Source organism: Streptosporangium sp. NPDC087985 (assembly GCF_044741965.1).
Lineage (GTDB): Bacteria > Actinomycetota > Actinomycetes > Streptosporangiales > Streptosporangiaceae > Streptosporangium.
Genome location: NZ_JBIUTQ010000004.1, coordinates 285,766 through 306,147, shown reverse-complemented (window position 1 = coordinate 306,147; position 20,382 = coordinate 285,766). Strand labels below are relative to the sequence as shown.

Sequence of the window (20,382 nt, the reverse complement as noted above, 5' to 3'; positions counted from 1 at the left end):
ACTTCCCCCGGGGCGCCTCCATGCGGTGGAATCTCTTACGACACCCGCGAAGGAGCCCCCGACGGACGACGACGAGGCGATCGCCCGTTCCCTGGCCGGTGACCTGACCGCCTACGAGGCGCTGGTCACGCGCTACAGCGCGCTCGCACACCGCACCGCGGTGATGCTCGGCGCCGCGGACGAGTCCGAGGACGTAGTCCAGGAGGCGTTCGTCAAGGCATACCGCCACCTGGCCACCTTCCGCAGGGAGGCGCCGTTCCGCCCCTGGCTGCTGCGGATCGTGGCCAACGAGACCCACAATCTGACCCGTTCCCGCAGCCGCAGGGCCGAACTGGCCGTCAAACTGACCGAGCCGCACCTCCCCGAGGTGGCGGGCCCGGAGGACGTGGCCGTCGCCACCGACCGTCGCGCCCGTCTCCTCGACATGGTGCGTACGCTCCCCGAGCGGGAACGTGAGGTCGTCGTCTGCCGGTACTTCCTTCAGCTGTCGGAGGCCGAGACCGCCCAGGTGCTCGATCTCCCGGCCGGCACCGTCAAGTCGCGGACCTTCCGCGGGCTGAGCCGTCTGCGTGAGGGGGTGGGCCGTGACCTCGCCTGACGATCTCGAAGCCCAGCTCCTCGCCCTCGGCGAAGACCTCGACATTCCCGCCCCGCCGCCCGCCGAGGTGGTGCGCGCCGTACGGGCCCGCCTCGACTCCCTCCCCGCCGCGGACCGTCACCCCGCGCCCGGACCGTCCACGCGACGCCCGGGCGGCCTCCCGCGCGTGCCGGTACGGCGGGCGTCAGGAGAGCCCGGCGGCCCGAGGCCCGCCGTACGCCTGCGGCGGCGGGCGATCGTCTCCGCCGTCGCGGTCCTCGTCGCCCTGCTCCTCGGGGGGACCCCGGTGGGACGGGCAGCGGTCATGGAGGTCCTGCGGTTCGCGGGGGTCGAGCTGGAGATCGGCGGCCCCGGGCCGCTGCCGTCCGGGCTGCCCGAGCCGCTCCCGGGAGAACACCGGGTCACCCTGGAGCAGGCCCGGCGGCAGGTGGCGTTCCCGATCTCCGTCCCCGCCGTGCTGGGCGATCCGCGTGACGTCAGGGTGAGCGACGGCGGCCGGGTGGTGTCGCTGCTCTGGCCGGAGGCCAGGCTGGACGAGTATGACGGCAGGCTCCAGGTCGTCTTCCGCAAGGAACTGGGGATGAACTGGCCGGAGGAGGTCGTCCTGGGCACCTCACCGGGGTGGTGGATCCCGGCCCGCCACGGCCTGAGCTACCTGCCCCGCGCGGGCGGCGGCGAGCTCCCGGTCCGCCCACGCACGGCCGCCCCCACCCTCATCTGGCAGCGGGGACAGGTCGGCCTGCGGCTGGAGGGCGCCGGCGATCTCCAGCGGGCGCTGGAGATCGCCGGCTCAGCCCGCTGAGGCCAGCCAGTCGTCGATCCCCCTGAACAGGTCCCTGCGCACCTGCTCCGGAGCCGCCGACACCCGGATCGACTGCCTGGCCAGCTCGGCCAGCTCCGCGTCGCCGAAGCCGTACACCTGCCTGGCCAGCTCGTACTGCGGCAGCAACCGCGCGCCGAACAGCAACGGGTCGTCGGCGCCCAGTGCGATCGGCACCCCGGCGTCGAACAGCCGCCGCAGCGGCACGTCCTCGGCCCTCTCCGCCACGCCGAGCCCGACGTTGGAGGTGGGACAGACCTCGCACGCGATCTGCCGCTCGGCGAGGAGCTCCATCAGCCGCGGCGACTCGGCCGCCCGCACGCCGTGCCCCAGCCGGTCGGCACCCAGCACGTTCACGCACTCGGCCACGCTGTCGGCACCCAGCAGTTCCCCGCCGTGCGGTACGGCCAGCAGCCCGGCCCGCTTGGCGAGCCGGAACGCCCCGTCGAAGTCACGGGCCCGGCCACGGCGCTCGTCGTTGGAGAGCCCGAACCCGACCACGCCCTGGTCCATGTAGTGCGTGGCGAGACGGGCCAGTGTCTTGGCGTCCAGCGGATGCCGGGTCCGGTTGGCGGCCACCACGACGGCGATCCCTATCCCCGCATGGCGGGCCGCCTTGTGCGCGGCGTCGAGCATCAGCTCCAGGGCCGGGGTGAGCCCGCCGAACCGCTGGGCGTACCCGGACGGGTCCACCTGGATCTCCAGCCAGCGCGACCCTTCAGCGGCCTCGTCTTCGGCGGCCTCCCGCACCAGCCGGTAGACGTCGTCCTCCCGCTGCAGGACCGTCCGCGCGATGTCGTACAGCCGCTGGAACCGGAACCAGCCCCGCTCGTCGGTCGCCCGGAGCCTGGGCGGCCAATCCTCCTCCAGCGCGTCCGGCAGGTGCAGACCCTGCTCCCGGGCGAGCTCGATCAGGGTGGAGTGCCGCATCGAACCGGTGAAGTGCAGATGCAGGTGAGCCTTGGGCAGTTCGCTGAGGGGACGTGGCATTTCCATATGGTGCCGCACGGCCGGCGCTTCCCGGTCACTGTTGGTCCCAACTCGACGATCCTCCGGCGTCCGCGGCACGGCTCAGCCCACCCGGACGGGCCGCACCGGGGTGAAACCGGGGTACGTTGGCTCCGATCTCCGGATTCGTTAGGTTCCGGCGTCTTAACGAATTGAAAAATGCTATGCCCCCTACCACGGCATATGTCCTCGACTCAAGCCTTGACTCAGGAAAATCGCCAAACGGGGTTTCAGTTGACCGCTCCGCCGTGCGACCGTAGGGGCACCTGTAGTCAGTACAAGGCTGGGGCTGCAATGAGAGCGGATGTCTTCGTCGGCAGAGAGAAGGAACTGGCCGAGGTCTCCGCCCTGCTCGAAAGCGCCCGCCACGTCACCCTGACCGGTACCGCCGGGGTGGGCAAGACCCGCCTGGCGCTGCGCCTGGTCCGGACCCTCGAAAACGAGTTTCCCGGAGACGTCCACGTCGTCGACCTGTCCGACGCCTCCGGAAACCTCGCCTCCCTGGCGGAGACGGTCGCCGGCGCGATCGGCGCACGCCGGCGGCCGGACGTGCCCGCCCTGGAGACCTTGATCGAGGAGCTGGCCCCACGTCAGACCCTGATCGTCCTGGACACCTGCGACCGGGTCATCGGCGCGGTGGGCACCCTGATCGACCTGCTGCGGTCGGTCGAGGGACTGCGGATCCTGGCCACCAGCAGGCAGCGGCTGGGTCTCCCGGACGAGCGTCTCTACCCGGTCGGCGAACTCCCTCCGGCTGACGCCGTCTACCTGCTCACCGCCCTCGCCGACAGAAGACTCGACGAGATGGACCCGCTGGAGCTGTGCGGACGGCTCGGCAACCTGCCCCTGGCGATCGAGCTCGCCGCCGCCAATCCCGACCCCGGCGCCGCCGACGTGTTCACGGCCACCTCCGGCACCTGGCGGCACAGCTCCATGCGGGCCGCCTACGGCTGGAGCCACGAGCTGTGCGACCCGCAAGAGCGCATCCTGTGGGCACGGGCCTCGGTTTTCTCCGGCACGTTCGACCTGGAGGCCGCCAAGGAGGTCTGCGTCGCGGAGGGGCTCGCCGCCGACCAGGTCTTCGACGCCCTGCTCGGCCTGCTCGACAAGTCCGTCCTCGTCGGCGAGGACGGGGAGTGCGGCTTCCGCTACCGCCTGCCCGCCTCCGCCCGCGAGTTCGGCGCGGTCTGGCTGGACCTCCTCGGCGAGACCGGCGAGATGCGGCGGCGTCACCGCGACCACTTCCTTGAGCTGTCCGCCCAGGCCGAGGCCGGCTGGCAGTGCCGGCAACTCTTCTGGTATCGCAGGCTGGTGCTCGAATGCGCCAACATCCGCCAGGCCATCGAATACTGCTACCGCAGGCCCGACGAGCGACGCAAGGGCCTCGACCTGGTCGGCAACCTGTGGTTCCTGTGGGCATGCTGCGGCATGCACGCCCCCGGCAACGACATGCTCCAGCGTGGCCTGCACCTGGAACGTACCCCCGGCCCCGAGCGGATCAAGGCGCTCTGGGTGCACGCCTGGGTGTCGATCCAGCGCGGTGATCTCGAACGCGCGGAGCGCACCCTCGCCGAGTGCGTCGCCGAGGACTCCCTGGAACACGCCACGGCCTACGTCAGTCAGTTCCAGGCCCACCTGGCGGTCCTGCGGGGCGACGTGGGCCAGGCCCTGCATCTCATCAAGCACGCCCGGGCGCGGCACCGCTCGGACGGCAACGTCTTCCCCGGCTTCCTGCCCACCTACACGGTCGTGGCCACCGCCATGATGCTTGGGGGCAGCCTCCAGCAGGCCGTGTCCGTCCTGCACGAGGGGCGCGACCTCTGCGACTCCTGCGGCGACGAGTGGACCCTCATCCGCCTGAACCTCCTCCTGGGCCAGGCCGAGCACCTCCTTGGCGACAACGGCGCGGCCGCCGAGTCCGTCCGCGACTCCCTCCGCGGCGCCCGGCTGTTCGGGGACACCTTCTCCCTGCTGGAGGGCCTGGAGGTGGCCGCCATCGTCGCCGAGGCCGACGCGGACGACGTGCTCGCCGCCTTCCTGCTCGGCGCGTCCGAAACCGCCCGGATCGGCACCGGAGTGCCGTCCAGCCGCTCGCTCCTCCTCGCGAGCCTGCTGCGCACGTCCGAGCTGAGACTGCGCGGCCGCATGGGCAGGGCGAAGTTCGACAGGCTGACCGAGCTGGGATCCGTGGCCAGCCTGAGTTCCGCCGTGGAACACGCGCTCCGGGAGACCTTCCCCTGACCTGTCTGTCCGGAGGCCGATGGGCCCGTCCGGAGGCCGGCGGCCCTGTATGGAGATCCGCGGGCCGTGCCGTACACGGAAGAAGGTCCGGGGCTCGGGGCCCCGGACCTTCTCTGTCCACATGTGTACGGCGGGTGGCCGTGTACACGGCTAGCGGGTGCCGCCCAGGAACTTGGCCACCCGGCTGACACCCTCGACGAGGTCCTCGTCGCCCAGGGCGTAGGAGAGACGGAAGTAGCCCGGGGTGCCGAAGGCCTCGCCGGGGACGAGGGCGACCTCGGCCTCCTCCAGGATGAGCTCGGCGAGCTCCGCGGACGTCTGCGGGCGCCTGCCGCCGAAGTCCTTGCCCAGCAGCTCCTTGACCGACGGGTAGGCGTAGAACGCGCCCTTCGGCTCCGGGCACAACACGCCCGGGATCTCGTTCAGCATCCGCACCATGGTCTGGCGGCGGCGGTCGAAGGCCTCACGCATCTTCGCCACGGCCGACAGATCGCCGCTGACGGCGGCCAGGGCGGCGGCCTGAGCGACGTTGGAGACGTTGGAGGTGGCGTGTGACTGCATGTTGGTCGCGGCCTTGACCACGTCCTTCGGGCCGATCAGCCAGCCCACCCGCCAGCCGGTCATCGCGTAGGTCTTGGCGACGCCGTTGAGGACGACGACCTTGTCGCCCAGCTCGGGGACGACGGTGGCGATGCTCGCGAAGGTCGCGTCGCCGTACGTGAGGTGCTCGTAGATCTCGTCCGTCACGACCCACAGGTCGTGCTCGGCGGCCCAGCGGCCGATCTCCTCGACCTGCTCGGGGGTGTAGACCGCACCGGTCGGGTTGGACGGCGAGACGAACAGCAGGACCTTGGTGCGGTCGGTGCGGGCCGCTTCGAGCTGCTCGACACCGGCCAGATAGCCGGTGGTCTCGTCGGTCACGACATCGACCTGGACGCCGCCGGCCAGCTTGATGGCCTCGGGATAGGTCGTCCAGTAGGGGGCCACGACCAGGACCTCGTCACCCGGGTCGAGCAGCGTGGCGAACGCCTCGTAGACGGCCTGCTTGCCGCCGTTGGTGACCAGCACCTGGGCGGCGTCGACCTGGTAGCCGGAGTCGCGGAGCGTCTTGTCGGCGATGGCCTGCTTCAGCTCCGGGAGGCCGCCGGCCGGCGTGTACTTGTGGAACCTGGGGTTCCGGCACGCCTTGACCGCCGCATCGACGATGTAGTCGGGAGTCGGGAAGTCCGGCTCGCCGGCGCCGAAGCCGATGACCGGGCGGCCCGCCGCCTTCATCGCCTTGGCCTTGGCGTCCACGGCGAGCGTGGCGGACTCGGAGATCGCGGAGATGCGTGCTGAGATGCGAGGACGGGTCATGCCTCCATGGTTACAGAACTGTGGCGTTGTTTCCGCCGCTTATCCAGGATGTGGACAGGCTATGAGCAAGCCGTGCAAGACGGCCTTGAAGAGGAGTACGGGGGACGATCCGCCGCTGGTTCGACGTAGAGGCCATTCCCCCGTAGACTCCGGCATGGTCTTCTCGCCGTATGCGTGAATCGGCGGTCAAGACCGTGAGTCACGGACAAACATCGGTCCAACCGATGTATGGTGGTTCATGTCTTAGGGCACTAGCGCAATTGGTAGCGCACCGGTCTCCAAAACCGGCGGTTGGGGGTTCGAGTCCCTCGTGCCCTGCGAGGAGCGGTCCGCGCATCAGGGCGTCTAGCGCGCCGCAGACATGCGTTGGATACGACAGATCAGGTGAGGACTGTGGCGATCGACACGCGCGGCGAAACCGCAGACAAGCCGAGCGGTGAGAAGAAGGCGAAACGCACTTCTCCCGCCCTCTTTTATCGACAGGTTGTCGCTGAGCTGCGCAAGGTCATCTGGCCCACGCGCAAAAATCTTATTTCTTACACCACCATCGTCCTGGTCTTTGTTCTGATCATGGTCGGGATCGTGGCCGGGCTCGACGCGGTGCTCACCGAGGGCGTGCTGCGGATCTTCAGCGGAGCCTGAGCCGACATCCGGCGTATCGTTCTGCTGTAAGTCCAACAGCCATCGACGGAAAGAGAATGAGTCACCGTGTCCGAGTCTTCACAGCCAGTCGGCGAGTCCCGCGAAGAGCGGGCGGGCGAGCCGGAAGAGGCCGTCGACTTTGCGGCGGGCTCGCCTGACGAGTCCACCGAGGCTGACGTCGACGCCGGAACCGAGGCCGACGAGGCCCCGGCCGACACCGCTGACGGATCCGACGAGGCCCCGGCCGGCGAGGTGGACGAGGACGGTGACGTCCTTCCCGACGTCGACCCGGTCGAGGAGTTCAAGCGCCATCTGCGCAGCCAGTTCGGCGAGTGGTACGTCATTCACTCCTACGCGGGCTACGAGAACCGCGTGAAGTCGAACATCGAGACCCGCACGCAGTCCCTCAACATGGAGGACTACATCTTCCAGGTCGAGGTGCCCACTCACCACGTGACCGAGGTGAAGAGCGGCAAGCGTCAGCTCGTCAAGGAGCGGGTGCTCCCGGGCTACGTGCTGGTCCGGATGGATCTCACCGACGAGTCCTGGTCCGCGGTGCGCAACACGCCCGGCGTGACCGGCTTCGTCGGCCTGTCGAACAAGCCGAGCCCGCTGAGCCTCGACGAGGTCGCCAAGCTGCTCGCGCCGGAGCCGTCCGAGGAAGTCAAGAAGTCGACGGCCAAGGCCTCCGCCGCGACCGTCGACTTCGAGGTGGGCGAGTCCGTCACGGTCATGGACGGTCCCTTCGCCACGCTGCCCGCCACGGTCAGCGAGATCAGCGCCGAGTCGCAGAAGCTCAAGGTGCTGGTGTCGATCTTCGGTCGTGAGACCCCGGTTGAGCTCTCGTTCAACCAGGTCTCGAAGATCTGACCGGATCGCTTAAACTAAGTCGTTCGGCGGCCGTGCTTCGCGAAGCGCGGCCTGCCGACATGCTCCCCGTGTCTGCGTGGGAGCCGCATCACCCCGATTAGGACCCGGAGAGAACCATGCCTCCTAAGAAGAAGATTGCGGCACTGGTCAAGGTCCAGCTTCCCGCTGGCCAGGCCACGCCCGCTCCGCCGGTCGGTACCGCCCTCGGTCCGCACGGCGTCAACATCATGGACTTCGTGAAGCAGTACAACGCTGCCACCGAGGCCCAGCGCGGCAACATCATCCCCGTTGAGATCACCATCTTCGAGGACCGCAGCTTCACCTTCGTCACGAAGACGCCTCCGGCGCCTGAGCTGATCAAGAAGGCTGCCGGTGTGGCGAAGGGCTCGCCCGTCCCGCAGAAGGACAAGGTCGGCAAGCTCACCAAGGAGCAGCTGCGCCAGATCGCCGAGACCAAGATGCAGGACCTCAACGCCAACGACATCGAGGCGGCCGAGAAGATCATCGCCGGCACCGCCCGGTCGATGGGCATCACGATCGCCGACTAGTCCGTCAGCGGCGAGCCGGGCATGACGGCGGCGGCGTGGATCGGAGACACGATCCGCGTGACCGCTCAGGGGCCCGGAGGCGGACGCAGGCAGTGAGCGTGTCCGTCACCACACCTTCGTAGTAAGTGGAGGGGTCAGGCGCTGGCCCGCACCACGAACACTCGGATCCACAGGAGTGATCAAGTGAAGCGCAGCAAAGCTTTCCGCAACGCAGCGGAGAAGATCGACAACGAGAGCCTCTACAGCCCGGCCCAGGCGGCCAAGCTGGCCAAGGACACCTCGGTCACCAAGTTCGACGCCACCGTCGAGGTCGCTCTGCGCCTCGGTGTCGACCCCCGCAAGGCGGACCAGATGGTGCGTGGCACCGTCAACCTCCCGCACGGCACCGGTAAGACCGCCCGGGTCCTGGTCTTCGCGACCGGCGACCGTGCCGAGGAGGCCCGCGCCGCGGGTGCCGACATCGTCGGTGCCGACGAGCTCATCGACGAGGTCGCCAAGGGCCGCCTCGACTTCGACGCCGTCGTCGCCACCCCGGACCTCATGGGCAAGGTCGGCCGTCTGGGCCGCGTGCTCGGTCCGCGTGGTCTGATGCCGAACCCCAAGACCGGCACCGTCACCCCGGCGGTCGGCAAGGCCGTCACCGACATCAAGGGCGGCAAGATCGAGTTCCGTGTCGACCGGCACGCGAACCTGCACTTCATCATCGGCAAGGTGTCGTTCGGTGAGCGTCAGCTCATCGAGAACTACGCCGCCGCCATCGACGAGGTGCTGCGTCTCAAGCCGTCCGCGGCCAAGGGACGTTACCTCAAGAAGGTCGTCTTCTCCACGTCCATGGGCCCCGGCATTCCGGTCGACCCGAACGTGACGCGGGGAATGACCGCCGAGCTTGACGCCTGATACCAGACGTCTTTTCAAGAAGGCCTCCACCGAATGGCCATTCGGTGGAGGCCTTCTTCGTTCTTCCGCAGGACGCGCCCCTGCTGACCGCCGCGTAGGGTCGTAGGCAGATTCATCGGGGGACATTCAGGTTCATCAGGGGATAACGAGGAAGGGGTGAGACGGATGCGCCGATTGGCTCCCGCGCTGACGCTAGGAGCGGCCGCTCTGCTCGCGGTCACGGGATGCGGTGCGCAGAGCACCGGTTCCCTCGGAAACATCAAGCTCGCCGCCGCCGAGGCGGTGCAGCAGAGCGCGCAACGGGCCGGGGAGGTCACCTCCTATTCGGCGGACCTGATGATCGACGCCACCGGCGGGGAGAGGGGCGCGAGCAAGGTCCAGGGCAGCATGCTCTACCAGAGCAAGCCTCAGCTGGCGATCGACATCACGCTGGACACGATCACCCTCGGTGGGCAGAACGTGCCCGGTGGAGCGCGGGCCATCCTGGTCGACGACACCGTCTACGTGAAGTCCGAGATGCTCAACACGTTCGCGGGTGTGACCAAGCCCTGGGCCAGGGTGTCGCTCAGCGAGCTCGGTGCCGGTGAGCAGGCCAAGGTCAAGGACTTCATGGCTCAGGTCCAGCAGTTCGACCTCGCGGGAACCGTCAAGATGCTGACGGCGTCGAAGGACGTTCAGGCGGTCGGCACCGAGACGGTCGACGGAGTGGAGACGACCCACTACAGCGGCACCTTCCCGGTGGCCGAGGCCGCGCAGGCGATGGACCCGGCCAAGCGCGAGCAGCTCCAGAAACAGCTCTCCCGGGTCAAGGATGTGAAGTTCGACCTGTGGTCCGACGCCGGGAGTCTGCCCCGCAAGGTGACGCTGAGCGGCTCCGAGCATGGTTCCACGTTCAACCTGGCGGCGTTCTTCAAGGGCTTCAACGAGCCCGTGCAGATCGCCGCTCCGCCCGCTGAGCAGGTGGGCGAGCTGCCGAAGGGCGCCGGCGGAAACTGACCTCCGCCACGGCCCGTGCCCCCGGCCATCCGGCCGGGGGCACGGGCCGTTCTGCTCGATTTGGCATGCGGCCCGATAGGGCGTATGCTGTCAACGCCGAAGACCGCCGGTCGTCGTCAGGCCTCATGGCTTGGTGACCCAAGGATCCACATAAGTGGACGGCCCGCGTAGGTGTGATGTGAGTTTTCATTGGGATTAAGCCCTATGTAAGCCCCGTGCGCCTGCGCCGGGGCTTGTCCGCGTTTATGGGCCTTTGCCGGCGGCACATCTGGAAGGAGGCCCATGGCGAAGGCAGAAAAGGCAACGGCTGTAGCCGAGCTCAAGAGCAGCTTCGAAGGCTCTAGCGCTGCCGTTCTGACCGAGTACCGCGGTCTCACCGTCGCTCAGCTCAAGCAGCTGCGCGTTTCTCTCGGTGAGAATGCGAAGTTCGCCGTGGTGAAGAACACGCTGACCAAGATCGCGGCCAACGAGGCCGGGATCAACCAGCTTGACGACCTGCTCGCGGGTCCGTCGGCGATCGCGTTCGTCAACGGCGACGTGGTCGAGGCTGCCAAGAGTCTGCGTGACTTTGCCAAGGCCAATCCCCTCCTGGTCATCAAGGGTGGCGTCGTCGACGGCAAGTCGATGACCCCGGCCGAGATCAGCAAGCTTGCCGACCTTGAGTCGCGTGAGGTTCTCCTCGCGAAGCTGGCCGGCGCTCTGAAGGCGAAGCAGGGCCACGCGGCCGCCGTCTTCAACGCGCTGCCCACCAACATGGCTCAGCTGGCCGAGGCTCTGCGCGCCAAGCGCGAAGAGGCCGGCGAGTAGGTCCGCGCAAGCGGTCGTAGGGGATTAGCGCATACATACCGCGGTCCCAATTCTTAGTTCGTTAGATCCATACGGAGGAACCACCATGGCGAAGCTCAGCACCGACGAGCTGCTCGACGCTTTCAAGGAGATGACCCTCCTTGAGCTGTCCGACTTCGTGAAGCTCTTCGAGGAGACCTTCGACGTCAAGGCCGCCGCGCCGGTCGCCGTCGCCGCGGCCCCGGCCGCCGGTGGCGCTGCCGCCGAAGAGGTCGAGGAGCAGGACGAGTTCGACGTCATCCTCGAGGCCGCCGGCGACAAGAAGATCCAGGTCATCAAGGAGATCCGGGCCCTGACGAGCCTGGGCCTCAAGGAGGCCAAGGACCTCGTGGACGGCGCTCCGAAGCCCGTCTTCGACGGCAAGGTCAACAAGGAGCAGGCGGAGAAGGCCAAGGCCGCCCTCGAGGCCGCCGGCGCGACGGTCACCGTCAAGTAATCCGTTTCACCAGGAAGAGCGGGTCCACCAGGTGCCGGTGGCCCGCTCTTTCTGCATGTCCGGCCTTTCCGCAGATCCGCGTCCCGCCCCCACCGGGGGCGCCTCCCGGAGGTCTCCGTGCCGGAAACCGAGGAGCAGACGGTTCCGGAAAGCCTCCTGTGGTGATCCGCGGGGCGGGTTATGATCCGGCGACCGGGGGCATATGGGCCCGAACGGTCGGCGCCACGCGGTCACCGGCCGGCGTGCCGGGGACCGTGCGACGGGAGAAAACGCATGGCGGTGAACGCTGCTCGGCACCCTCGCCCGATGAGGATCGCAGGACCGGTGCTGGGCGTGCTGATCGCGGTGCTGCTGGCCGCCGCCTTCTGGGTGGGCAGGGATCTGCGTGACGCCCAGGCCGCGGCCGACGACCGCGAGGCGGCTGTCCGGGCGGCTGGGGCGCACGCGGTGGCTCTGCTCTCGGTCAGCCACTGGAGCGTCGATGCGGACCTCAAGCGCATTCTGGACACATCCACGGGGGCGGCCCGAGCGAAGTACGCCGGCGACCTCGGGACGCTCAGAGAGACCGCGATCAAGGAAAAGATCCTCCAGACTGGCGCGCTCCGTGCCGCCGGGCTTGTCTCCCTGGTGGGGAACACGGCCCGGGTGATGGTGGTGGGTGATGCGGTGATACGTCAGGACGGGAGCAAGAAGGCTCCACGGGAGCAGTTCTCCCAATGGAATATGGAAGTGACCAAAGCCGGAGGAGTCTGGCTCGTCTCGAAGGCGGAGTTGGTCTAGTGACGCGCGTCTCCCTGCTGGTGACCGGGGTGCTGACCGCCGTGACGTTCGCGCTCGCGGCCGCCCTCTGGGTCATGCTCGCGGACCTGAACCGGCTGCGTGGAGACGAGCACGCCATGCAGGAGGCGTTGACGGCGGCGCGACTGGTCGCCCCCGCCATGCTGTCGTACGACTACCGTACGATCGAACAAGATTTCGCACGGGCCGGGGGATACACCACCGGCGACCTCACCGAGCATTACCGGCAGCTTGTCACGGCCCTGGGGCCGCGGGCCAAGGAGCAGCGCATGGTGCGGCAGGTGACGGTGGCCGGGGCGGCTGTGGAGTCGGCGGAGTCCGGCCGGATCGAGGTGCTGCTGTTCATGAACACGGACACCGTGAAGGCTCTCGCGGGGGAGGAGCCCCGGCGCCAGATCAGCCAGAACCGGGCCCGTATGCTCATGGTCAAAAAGGACACGCGCTGGCTCGTGGCGGAGCTCTCCACTCTGCTCGGAGACCCTCCGCCGGCCTAGTCGGCGTGGCGGTTTACCCAATTATTGGCAAAGAACGCGTTTGGGGTTGGCGTGCCCCTGGGTATATCCGCCATGGCAGCGTCGATCGTCGGCCGGATCTCGGCTAGCGTTCGATCTGCCATGTGACTGAGCGTTAGCCACACCAGGGCGCGGGTATCGTCTTGGGGCTGATGGTGTCGCAGGTCACCCGGTGGGAAAACTCCCAGTGTCACGGCCGTTTCTCGGCCGAAATATCGAGTCACGGGCTTGACGTTTCGGCGCTGAAGGAAGATGCTGCGACCAACGTGGAGCATGCAGCGAGACTGAAGTGGACAGGCGTGTGCCGTTCGGCTACACTGCCCCTTTGCGCTGCCCTTTGACGACCCGCTTCTTTTGGTGCTCTGATGCATGGTCGTCTGGCGTGCGTGTAGTCAGTCCGCCGCGAGCCCTCGGAAGGACATCTGTTGGCAGCCTCGCGCAACGCCTCCACCGTACCCGCTGGTCCCCGTCGTGTGTCTTTCGCACGGATTCAGGAGCCGCTCGAAGTTCCTGATCTTCTCGCTCTCCAGACCGAGTCCTTCGACTGGTTGCTCGGCAACGAGAAGTGGAAGGGGCGGGTCGAGGCGGCTCGTCAGGCCGGGCGCAAGGACGTTCCGGCCCAGTCGGGTCTCGAAGAGATCTTCGAAGAGATCAGTCCCATCGAGGACTTCTCCGGGACCATGTCCCTGTCGTTCCGCGATCACCGGTTCGAGCCGCCCAAGTACTCAGTCGATGAGTGCAAAGACAAGGACATGACCTACTCCGCCCCGATGTTCGTCACGGCGGAGTTCATCAATAACACCACTGGTGAGATCAAGAGCCAGACCGTCTTCATGGGCGACTTCCCGCTCATGACCGGCAAGGGCACTTTCATCATCAACGGCACCGAACGTGTCGTGGTCTCCCAGCTGGTCCGGTCTCCGGGTGTCTACTTCGACCGCAGCGTCGACAAGACCTCCGACAAGGACCTCTACGGCTGCAAGGTGATCCCCTCCCGGGGTGCCTGGCTCGAGTTTGAGATCGACAAGCGTGACAGCGTCGGCGTCCGTATCGACCGCAAGCGCAAGCAGGCCGTCACGGTCCTGCTGAAGGCGCTCGGGTGGACCAACGACCAGATCCTTGAGCGTTTCGGACAGTACGAGTCCATGCGCGCCACCCTGGAGAAGGATCACACGGCCGGCCAGGATGACGCCCTGCTGGACATCTACCGCAAGCTGCGTCCCGGTGAGCCGCCGACCAAGGAGTCGGCGCAGACGCTTCTGGAGAACCTGTACTTCAACCACAAGCGTTACGACCTCGCCAAGGTCGGCCGCTACAAGATTAACAAGAAGCTCGGTGTCGACAGCGACATCACGCAGGGGACGTTGACCGAAGAGGACATCGTCGCCACGATCGAGTACATCGTCAAGCTGCACGCCGGCGAGACCTCGATGGCGGGTGCGAACGGTGAGACCGTCGTCGAGACCGACGACATCGACCACTTCGGCAACCGCCGCCTGCGCACGGTCGGCGAGCTCATCCAGAACCAGGTCCGCCTGGGCCTGGCCCGGATGGAGCGCGTCGTCCGCGAGCGGATGACCACCCAGGACGTCGAGGCGATCACGCCGCAGACCCTGATCAACATCCGTCCGGTCGTCGCGTCGATCAAGGAGTTCTTCGGAACCTCCCAGCTCTCGCAGTTCATGGACCAGACCAACCCGCTGGCCGGCCTGACGCACAAGCGGCGTCTGTCCGCGCTGGGCCCCGGTGGTCTGTCCCGTGAGCGGGCCGGCTTCGAGGTCCGTGACGTCCACCCCTCGCACTACGGCCGCATGTGCCCGATCGAGACGCCGGAAGGACCGAACATCGGTCTGATCGGCTCGCTGGCCTCCTTCGGCCGGGTCAACTCCTTCGGCTTCGTCGAGACGCCGTACCGCAAGGTCGCCGATGGCCGGGTCACCGACCAGGTCGAATACCTCACCGCGGACGAGGAGGACCGTTACGTCATCGCCCAGGCGAACACGCCGATCGGCAACGATGGCACGTTCCTCGAGGACCGCGTGCTCGTCCGCCGTAAGGGCGGCGAGTTCGAGTCCCTGCGGGCCAACGAGGTCGACTACATGGACGTGTCGGCGCGCCAGATGGTGTCCGTCGCGACCGCGATGATCCCGTTCCTCGAGCACGACGACGCCAACCGCGCGCTCATGGGCTCCAACATGCAGCGTCAGTCGGTGCCGCTGCTCAAGAGCGAGGCGCCGCTGGTCGGCACCGGCATGGAGTACCGTGCCGCGACCGACGCCGGCGACGTCATCACCGCCGACAAGGCGGGCGTGGTCGAGGAGGTCTCCGCCGACTACGTCACCGTGATGAACGACGACGGCACGCGCACGACCTACCGGGTCGCCAAGTTCAAGCGCTCCAACCAGGGCACCTGCTTCAACCAGAAGCCGATCGTCGCCGAAGGCGACCGGATCGAGGTGAACCAGGTCGTCGCCGACGGTCCCTGCACCGACACCGGCGAGATGGCGCTCGGCAAGAACCTGCTCGTGGCGTTCATGCCATGGGAGGGTCACAACTACGAAGACGCGATCATCCTCTCCCAGCGTCTGGTCCAGGACGACGTCCTGTCCTCGATCCACATCGAGGAGCACGAGGTCGACGCCCGTGACACCAAGCTGGGCCCCGAGGAGATCACCCGGGACATCCCGAACGTCTCCGAGGAGGTCCTGGCCGACCTCGACGAGCGCGGCATCATCCGCATCGGCGCCGAGGTCGTCCCCGGTGACATCCTCGTCGGCAAGGTCACGCCCAAGGGTGAGACCGAGCTGACCCCCGAGGAGCGCCTGCTCCGCGCGATCTTCGGCGAGAAGGCCCGCGAGGTCCGTGACACCTCCCTGAAGGTGCCGCACGGCGAGCAGGGCAAGGTCATCGGCGTCCGCGTGTTCAGCCGTGAGGAGGGCGACGAGCTTCCTCCGGGTGTCAACGAGCTGGTCCGCGTCTACGTGGCCCAGAAGCGTAAGATCACCGACGGGGACAAGCTGGCCGGACGTCACGGCAACAAGGGCGTCATCTCCAAGATCCTTCCGGTCGAGGACATGCCGTTCCTTGAGGACGGCACGCCGGTCGACATCATCCTCAACCCGCTGGGCGTGCCCGGCCGTATGAACGTCGGCCAGGTCCTGGAGACCCACCTCGGATGGATCGCCGCCAGAGGATGGGACATCTCGGGCGTCCAGGAGGCGTGGGCCGAGCGGCTGCGCGACAAGGGTTTCGCCGAGGTCGAGCCGCGCACCAACATGGCCACCCCGGTGTTCGACGGTGCCAACGAGGAAGAGATCGTCGGCCTGCTCGACAGCACCCTGGTCAACAGGGACGGCGGGCGCATGGTCGGTGGGAACGGGAAGGCCCAGCTCTTCGACGGCCGCTCCGGCGAGCCGTTCCCGCACGAGATCTCGGTCGGCTACATCTACATCCTGAAGCTGCTCCACCTGGTCGACGACAAGATCCACGCGCGTTCGACCGGTCCGTACTCCATGATCACCCAGCAGCCGCTCGGTGGTAAGGCTCAGTTCGGTGGACAGCGCTTCGGTGAGATGGAGGTGTGGGCACTGGAGGCGTACGGCGCCGCCTACGCCCTGCAGGAGCTGCTGACCATCAAGTCCGACGACGTTCTCGGCCGGGTGAAGGTCTACGAGGCCATCGTCAAGGGCGAGAACATTCCCGAGCCGGGTATTCCGGAGTCGTTCAAGGTCCTCATCAAGGAAATGCAGTCGCTGTGCCTGAACGTCGAGGTGCTCTCCAGCGACGGCATGTCCATCGAGATGCGTGACACCGACGAGGACGTCTTCCGCGCCGCGGAAGAGCTCGGCATCGACCTGTCTCGGCGTGAGCCGAGCAGTGTCGAAGAGGTCTGATCGAGAAGCTGAGGAGGGGAATACAAGTGCTGGACGTCAACTTCTTCGACGAGCTTCGGATCGGCCTCGCGACGGCTGACGATATCCGCCAGTGGTCGCACGGCGAGGTCAAGAAGCCCGAGACCATCAACTACCGGACCCTCAAGCCCGAGAAGGACGGACTCTTCTGCGAGAAGATCTTCGGTCCGACCCGGGACTGGGAGTGCTACTGCGGTAAGTACAAGCGCGTCCGCTTCAAGGGCATCATCTGTGAGCGCTGTGGCGTCGAGGTGACCCGTGCCAAGGTGCGTCGTGAGCGGATGGGCCACATCGAGCTGGCCGCGCCCGTCACGCACATCTGGTACTTCAAGGGCGTCCCGTCCCGCCTGGGATACCTGCTCGACCTGGCTCCGAAGGACCTTGAGAAGGTCATCTACTTCGCGGCCTACATGATCACGCATGTCGACAAGGAAATGCGTGAGCGTGACCTGCCCTCGCTTGAGGCGAAGATCTCCGTCGAGCGGCAGCACATCGAGCAGCGCCGTGACGCCGACATCGAGGCCCGGCAGAAGAAGCTCGAGAACGACCTGACCGAGCTGGAGGCCGCCGGCGCCAAGGGCGACCAGCGCCGCAAGGTCCGCGAGGGAGCCGAGCGCGAGATGCGCCAGCTCCGCGACCGGGCCCAGCGTGAGCTGGACCGTCTGGACGAGGTCTGGAGCCGCTTCAAGAACCTCAAGGTCCAGGACCTTGAGGGCGACGAGCTGCTCTACCGCGAGATGCGCGACCGCTTCGGTCGTTACTTCCGGGGCGGCATGGGTGCCCAGGCCATCCAGGAGCGTCTGACCAACTTCGACCTCGATCTTGAGGCCGAGAACCTGCGTGAGACGATCCGCAGCGGCAAGGGCCAGAAGAAGGCCCGCGCGCTCAAGCGTCTCAAGGTCGTGTCCGCGTTCCTGAACACGCGTAACTCGCCCAACGGCATGGTTCTGGACTGCATCCCGGTCATTCCGCCGGACCTGCGCCCGATGGTGCAGCTCGACGGTGGCCGGTTCGCGACCTCGGACCTGAACGACCTGTACCGTCGCGTGATCAACCGGAACAACCGTCTCAAGCGTCTCCTTGATCTCGGCGCACCCGAGATCATCGTGAACAACGAGAAGCGGATGCTCCAGGAGGCCGTCGACGCGCTGTTCGACAACGGCCGCCGCGGCCGTCCGGTCACTGGTCCCGGCAACCGTCCCCTGAAGTCCCTCAGCGACATGCTGAAGGGCAAGCAGGGCCGGTTCCGCCAGAACCTGCTGGGCAAGCGAGTCGACTACTCCGGCCGTTCGGTCATCGTCGTCGGCCCGCAGCTGAAGCTGCACCAGTGTGGCCTGCCCAAGCAGATGGCGCTGGAGCTGTTCAAGCCGTTCGTGATGAAGCGCCTGGTCGACCTGAACCACGCGCAGAACATCAAGTCGGCCAAGCGGATGGTCGAGCGTGCCCGCCCGGTCGTGTGGGATGTCCTCGAAGAGGTCATCACCGAGCACCCCGTGCTGCTCAACCGTGCGCCCACGCTGCACCGCCTGGGCATTCAGGCCTTCGAGCCGCAGCTGGTCGAGGGCAAGGCCATCCAGATCCACCCGCTCGTCTGCACCGCGTTCAACGCGGACTTCGACGGTGACCAGATGGCCGTGCACCTGCCGCTGTCGGCTGAGGCGCAGGCCGAGGCCCGCATCCTGATGCTGTCCACCAACAACATCCTGAAGCCGGCCGACGGCAAGCCGGTGACCATGCCCACCCAGGACATGATCATCGGTCTGTACTCGCTGACCACGCTCAAGGACGACGACCAGGACGCCCCCGGCCACGGCCGGGTGTTCGGCTCGGTGTCCGAGGCGCTCATGGCCTATGACCGGCGCGAGCTGGACATCCAGGCCAAGATCCAGATCCGGTTGAAGGGTGACGTCCCGCCGCCTCGCGGCTGGACGGCTCCCGAGGGCTGGGAGCCGGGCGACAGCTACCGCCTGGAGACCACGCTCGGCCGCTGCCTGTTCAACCAGACGCTGCCGGCGAACTACCCGTACGTGAACTCCCAGGTCGGCAAGAAGCAGCTCTCGGCCATCGTCAACGAGCTGGCCGAGAAGTACCCCAAGGTGGAGGTCGCGGGCGCGCTCGACGCGCTCAAGGACGCCGGCTTCTACTGGGCGACCCGGGCCGGTGTGACGATCTCCATCGAGGACGTCATCGCGCCGCCGAACAAGGCCGCGATCATGGAGACGTACGAGCGCAGGGCCGACAAGGTCCAGCGGGAGTACGAGCGTGGTCTGATCACGGACGAGGAGCGCCGTCAGGAGCTCATCGAGATCTGGACGCACGCGACCAGTGACGTGACCGACGACATGCAGAGTGCGTTCCCGAAGACCAACCCGGTCTGGATGATGGTCCAGTCGGGCGCCCGAGGAAACCTGATGCAGGTCCGGCAGATCTCCGGTATCCGCGGTCTGGTGTCCAACACCAAGGGAGAGACGATCCCGCGTCCGATCAAGGCCTCGTTCCGCGAGGGCCTGTCGGTGCTGGAGTACTTCATCTCCACCCACGGACAGCGGAAGGGTCTGGCGGACACCGCGCTGCGGACCGCCGACTCGGGTTACCTGACCCGTCGTCTGGTGGACGTCGCGCAGGACGTCATCGTCCGCGAGATCGACTGCGGCACCGACCGCGGCGTCCCGCTGCACGTCGGCGAGCGTGACTCCCAGGGCAACCTGGTCAAGGCGGAGAACGCCGAGAGCAACGTGCACGGCCGCATCCTGGCCGAGGATGTCGAAGTGGACGGCAAGGTCATCGCGGCCGCGGGTGTCGACATCAGCGACATCCACGTCACCGCGCTGGTCAACGCCGGAGTGGAGACCGTCCGGACCCGTAGCGCCCTCGTCTGCGAGGCCAAGATCGGTGTCTGCGCCACCTGCTACGGCCGTTCGCTCGCGACCGGCAAGCTCGTGGACGTCGGCGAGGCGGTCGGCATCATCGCCGCCCAGTCGATCGGTGAGCCCGGCACCCAGCTGACGATGCGTACCTTCCACACCGGTGGTGTGGCGGGCGCGGACATCACCCACGGTCTGCCCCGTGTTCAGGAGCTCTTCGAGGCGCGCGTCCCCAAGGGTGTCGCCCCGATCAGCGAGGCAGAGGGCCGGGTCCGCATCGACGAGACCGACAAGACCCGCAAGATCGTGGTCGTTCCGGACGATGGTTCGGAGGAGATCGCGTACCCGGTGTCCATGCGGTCGCGTCTGCTGATCTCCGACGGGCAGCGCGTCACGGTCGGCCAGCAGCTGGTCGCCGGTGCCGTCAACCCCAACGAGGTGCTGCGCATCCTCGGCCCGCGGGCCGTGCAGCTGCACCTGGTGGCGGAGGTTCAGCAGGTCTACCGCTCGCAGGGTGTGTCGATCCACGACAAGCACATCGAGATCATCGTCCGGCAGATGCTCAAGCGCGTGAACGTGCTTGAGTCGGGTGATGCCGACATGCTGCCCGGTGAGCTCGTCGAGCGGCCGCGTTTCGAGCGGATCAACCGCGAGTGCGTGGCCGAGGGCGGTACGCCGGCCTCGGGCCGCCCGGTGCTGATGGGTATCACCAAGGCCTCGCTCGCCACCGAGTCCTGGCTGTCGGCGGCCTCCTTCCAGGAGACGACCCGAGTGCTCACCGACGCGGCGATCCACGCCAAGTCGGACTCGCTGCTCGGTCTCAAGGAGAACGTCATCATCGGAAAGCTCATCCCGGCCGGTACCGGCATGCCGCAGTACCGCAACATCCGGGTCGAGCCCACCGAGGAGGCCAAGGCCGCGATGTACACGGTCGGTGGCTACGACGGCTCCGCCGCGGACTACACCTTCGGTTCGGGCTCCGGTGAGGCCGTGCCGCTGGAGGAGTACGACTTCGGTCAGTACAACCGCTAAGCGATCG

At 67.3% G+C, this 20,382-nt stretch carries 16 protein-coding genes and 1 tRNA gene; 15 read left to right on the top strand and 2 right to left on the bottom strand.

The features are described from left to right. The first annotated feature begins 25 nt into the window (after positions 1–25). Complete coding sequence (locus ACIN94_RS12520; RefSeq protein WP_400703778.1) at positions 26–598, top strand: RNA polymerase sigma factor; 573 nt, start codon at positions 26–28, stop codon at positions 596–598. Next, entirely contained in the window at positions 585–1,400 is an 816-nt protein-coding gene (locus ACIN94_RS12515; RefSeq protein ID WP_400703775.1) for a hypothetical protein, read from the top strand. The genes ACIN94_RS12520 and ACIN94_RS12515 overlap by 14 nt, the downstream gene beginning before the upstream one ends. Here ACIN94_RS12515 and ACIN94_RS12510 read toward each other — a convergent pair. Next, complete coding sequence (locus ACIN94_RS12510) at positions 1,389–2,414, bottom strand: adenosine deaminase (RefSeq protein ID WP_400703772.1); 1,026 nt, start codon at positions 2,412–2,414, stop codon at positions 1,389–1,391. The genes ACIN94_RS12515 and ACIN94_RS12510 overlap by 12 nt on opposite strands. Before the next feature lie 306 nt (positions 2,415–2,720). On the opposite strand from ACIN94_RS12510, the gene ACIN94_RS12505 reads away from it, so the two are divergent. Beyond that, the gene (locus tag ACIN94_RS12505; RefSeq protein ID WP_400703769.1) at positions 2,721–4,667 is read left to right on the top strand and encodes an ATP-binding protein; all 1,947 of its coding nucleotides are present in this window, start codon (positions 2,721–2,723) and stop codon (positions 4,665–4,667) included. 150 nt (positions 4,668–4,817) lie between these two features. Here ACIN94_RS12505 and ACIN94_RS12500 read toward each other — a convergent pair whose 3' ends face one another. Then, positions 4,818–6,023 carry a pyridoxal phosphate-dependent aminotransferase gene (locus tag ACIN94_RS12500; RefSeq protein WP_400703766.1) on the bottom strand — a complete coding sequence of 402 codons (1,206 nt, stop codon included), beginning with the start codon at positions 6,021–6,023 and terminating at the stop codon, positions 4,818–4,820. Positions 6,024–6,268: 245 nt separating this feature from the next. Here ACIN94_RS12500 and ACIN94_RS12495 point away from each other — a divergent pair. The 12 genes from ACIN94_RS12495 (at position 6,269) to ACIN94_RS12440 (ending at position 20,375) form a co-directional block, all read left to right on the top strand. Then, positions 6,269–6,341 (top strand) — tRNA-Trp (locus ACIN94_RS12495). A gap of 75 nt (positions 6,342–6,416) precedes the next feature. Continuing rightward, positions 6,417–6,665, top strand: coding sequence for a preprotein translocase subunit SecE (gene secE, locus ACIN94_RS12490; protein WP_400703763.1), 249 nt, complete (start codon positions 6,417–6,419; stop codon positions 6,663–6,665). A 66-nt stretch (positions 6,666–6,731) separates the two neighbouring features. Continuing rightward, positions 6,732–7,535 carry a transcription termination/antitermination protein NusG gene (nusG, locus tag ACIN94_RS12485; RefSeq protein ID WP_400703760.1) on the top strand — a complete coding sequence of 268 codons (804 nt, stop codon included), beginning with the start codon at positions 6,732–6,734 and terminating at the stop codon, positions 7,533–7,535. A 116-nt stretch (positions 7,536–7,651) separates the two neighbouring features. Further along, positions 7,652–8,083, top strand: coding sequence for a 50S ribosomal protein L11 (gene rplK, locus ACIN94_RS12480; RefSeq protein ID WP_366282419.1), 432 nt, complete (start codon positions 7,652–7,654; stop codon positions 8,081–8,083). A 183-nt stretch (positions 8,084–8,266) separates the two neighbouring features. Continuing rightward, positions 8,267–8,980 carry a 50S ribosomal protein L1 gene (gene rplA, locus ACIN94_RS12475; RefSeq protein ID WP_400703756.1) on the top strand — a complete coding sequence of 238 codons (714 nt, stop codon included), beginning with the start codon at positions 8,267–8,269 and terminating at the stop codon, positions 8,978–8,980. Positions 8,981–9,145: 165 nt separating this feature from the next. Beyond that, complete coding sequence (locus ACIN94_RS12470) at positions 9,146–9,976, top strand: LppX_LprAFG lipoprotein (protein ID WP_400703753.1); 831 nt, start codon at positions 9,146–9,148, stop codon at positions 9,974–9,976. 282 nt (positions 9,977–10,258) lie between these two features. Then, positions 10,259–10,783 (top strand): 50S ribosomal protein L10, encoded by a 525-nt coding sequence (gene rplJ / locus ACIN94_RS12465; protein WP_306859651.1) that lies wholly within the window; start codon positions 10,259–10,261, stop codon positions 10,781–10,783. An 85-nt stretch (positions 10,784–10,868) separates the two neighbouring features. After that, positions 10,869–11,258 (top strand): 50S ribosomal protein L7/L12, encoded by a 390-nt coding sequence (rplL, locus tag ACIN94_RS12460; RefSeq protein WP_400703749.1) that lies wholly within the window; start codon positions 10,869–10,871, stop codon positions 11,256–11,258. A gap of 306 nt (positions 11,259–11,564) precedes the next feature. Further along, positions 11,565–12,038, top strand: coding sequence for a hypothetical protein (locus ACIN94_RS12455; protein ID WP_400703746.1), 474 nt, complete (start codon positions 11,565–11,567; stop codon positions 12,036–12,038). Then, entirely contained in the window at positions 12,038–12,550 is a 513-nt protein-coding gene (locus ACIN94_RS12450) for a hypothetical protein (RefSeq protein WP_400703743.1), read from the top strand. Before ACIN94_RS12455 ends, ACIN94_RS12450 begins: the two co-directional genes overlap by 1 nt. Positions 12,551–12,993: 443 nt before the next feature. Further along, positions 12,994–16,461, top strand: coding sequence for a DNA-directed RNA polymerase subunit beta (gene rpoB / locus ACIN94_RS12445; RefSeq protein WP_400703740.1), 3,468 nt, complete (start codon positions 12,994–12,996; stop codon positions 16,459–16,461). A 26-nt stretch (positions 16,462–16,487) separates the two neighbouring features. After that, positions 16,488–20,375 carry a DNA-directed RNA polymerase subunit beta' gene (locus tag ACIN94_RS12440; protein WP_400703737.1) on the top strand — a complete coding sequence of 1,296 codons (3,888 nt, stop codon included), beginning with the start codon at positions 16,488–16,490 and terminating at the stop codon, positions 20,373–20,375. Positions 20,376–20,382: the final 7 nt, after the last annotated feature.

What these genes read in the sequence shown, in the direction of transcription:
- ACIN94_RS12500 (WP_400703766.1), bottom strand. Translation starts at nt 6,023, where the DNA reads ATGACCCGTCCTCGCATCTCAGCACGCATCTCCGCGATCTCCGAGTCC.
- ACIN94_RS12505 (WP_400703769.1), top strand. Translation starts at nt 2,721, where the DNA reads ATGAGAGCGGATGTCTTCGTCGGCAGAGAGAAGGAACTGGCCGAGGTC.
- rplJ (WP_306859651.1), top strand. Translation starts at nt 10,259, where the DNA reads ATGGCGAAGGCAGAAAAGGCAACGGCTGTAGCCGAGCTCAAGAGCAGC.
- ACIN94_RS12510 (WP_400703772.1), bottom strand. Translation starts at nt 2,414, where the DNA reads ATGGAAATGCCACGTCCCCTCAGCGAACTGCCCAAGGCTCACCTGCAT.
- ACIN94_RS12470 (WP_400703753.1), top strand. Translation starts at nt 9,146, where the DNA reads ATGCGCCGATTGGCTCCCGCGCTGACGCTAGGAGCGGCCGCTCTGCTC.
- rplK (WP_366282419.1), top strand. Translation starts at nt 7,652, where the DNA reads ATGCCTCCTAAGAAGAAGATTGCGGCACTGGTCAAGGTCCAGCTTCCC.
- ACIN94_RS12455 (WP_400703746.1), top strand. Translation starts at nt 11,565, where the DNA reads ATGAGGATCGCAGGACCGGTGCTGGGCGTGCTGATCGCGGTGCTGCTG.
- rplL (WP_400703749.1), top strand. Translation starts at nt 10,869, where the DNA reads ATGGCGAAGCTCAGCACCGACGAGCTGCTCGACGCTTTCAAGGAGATG.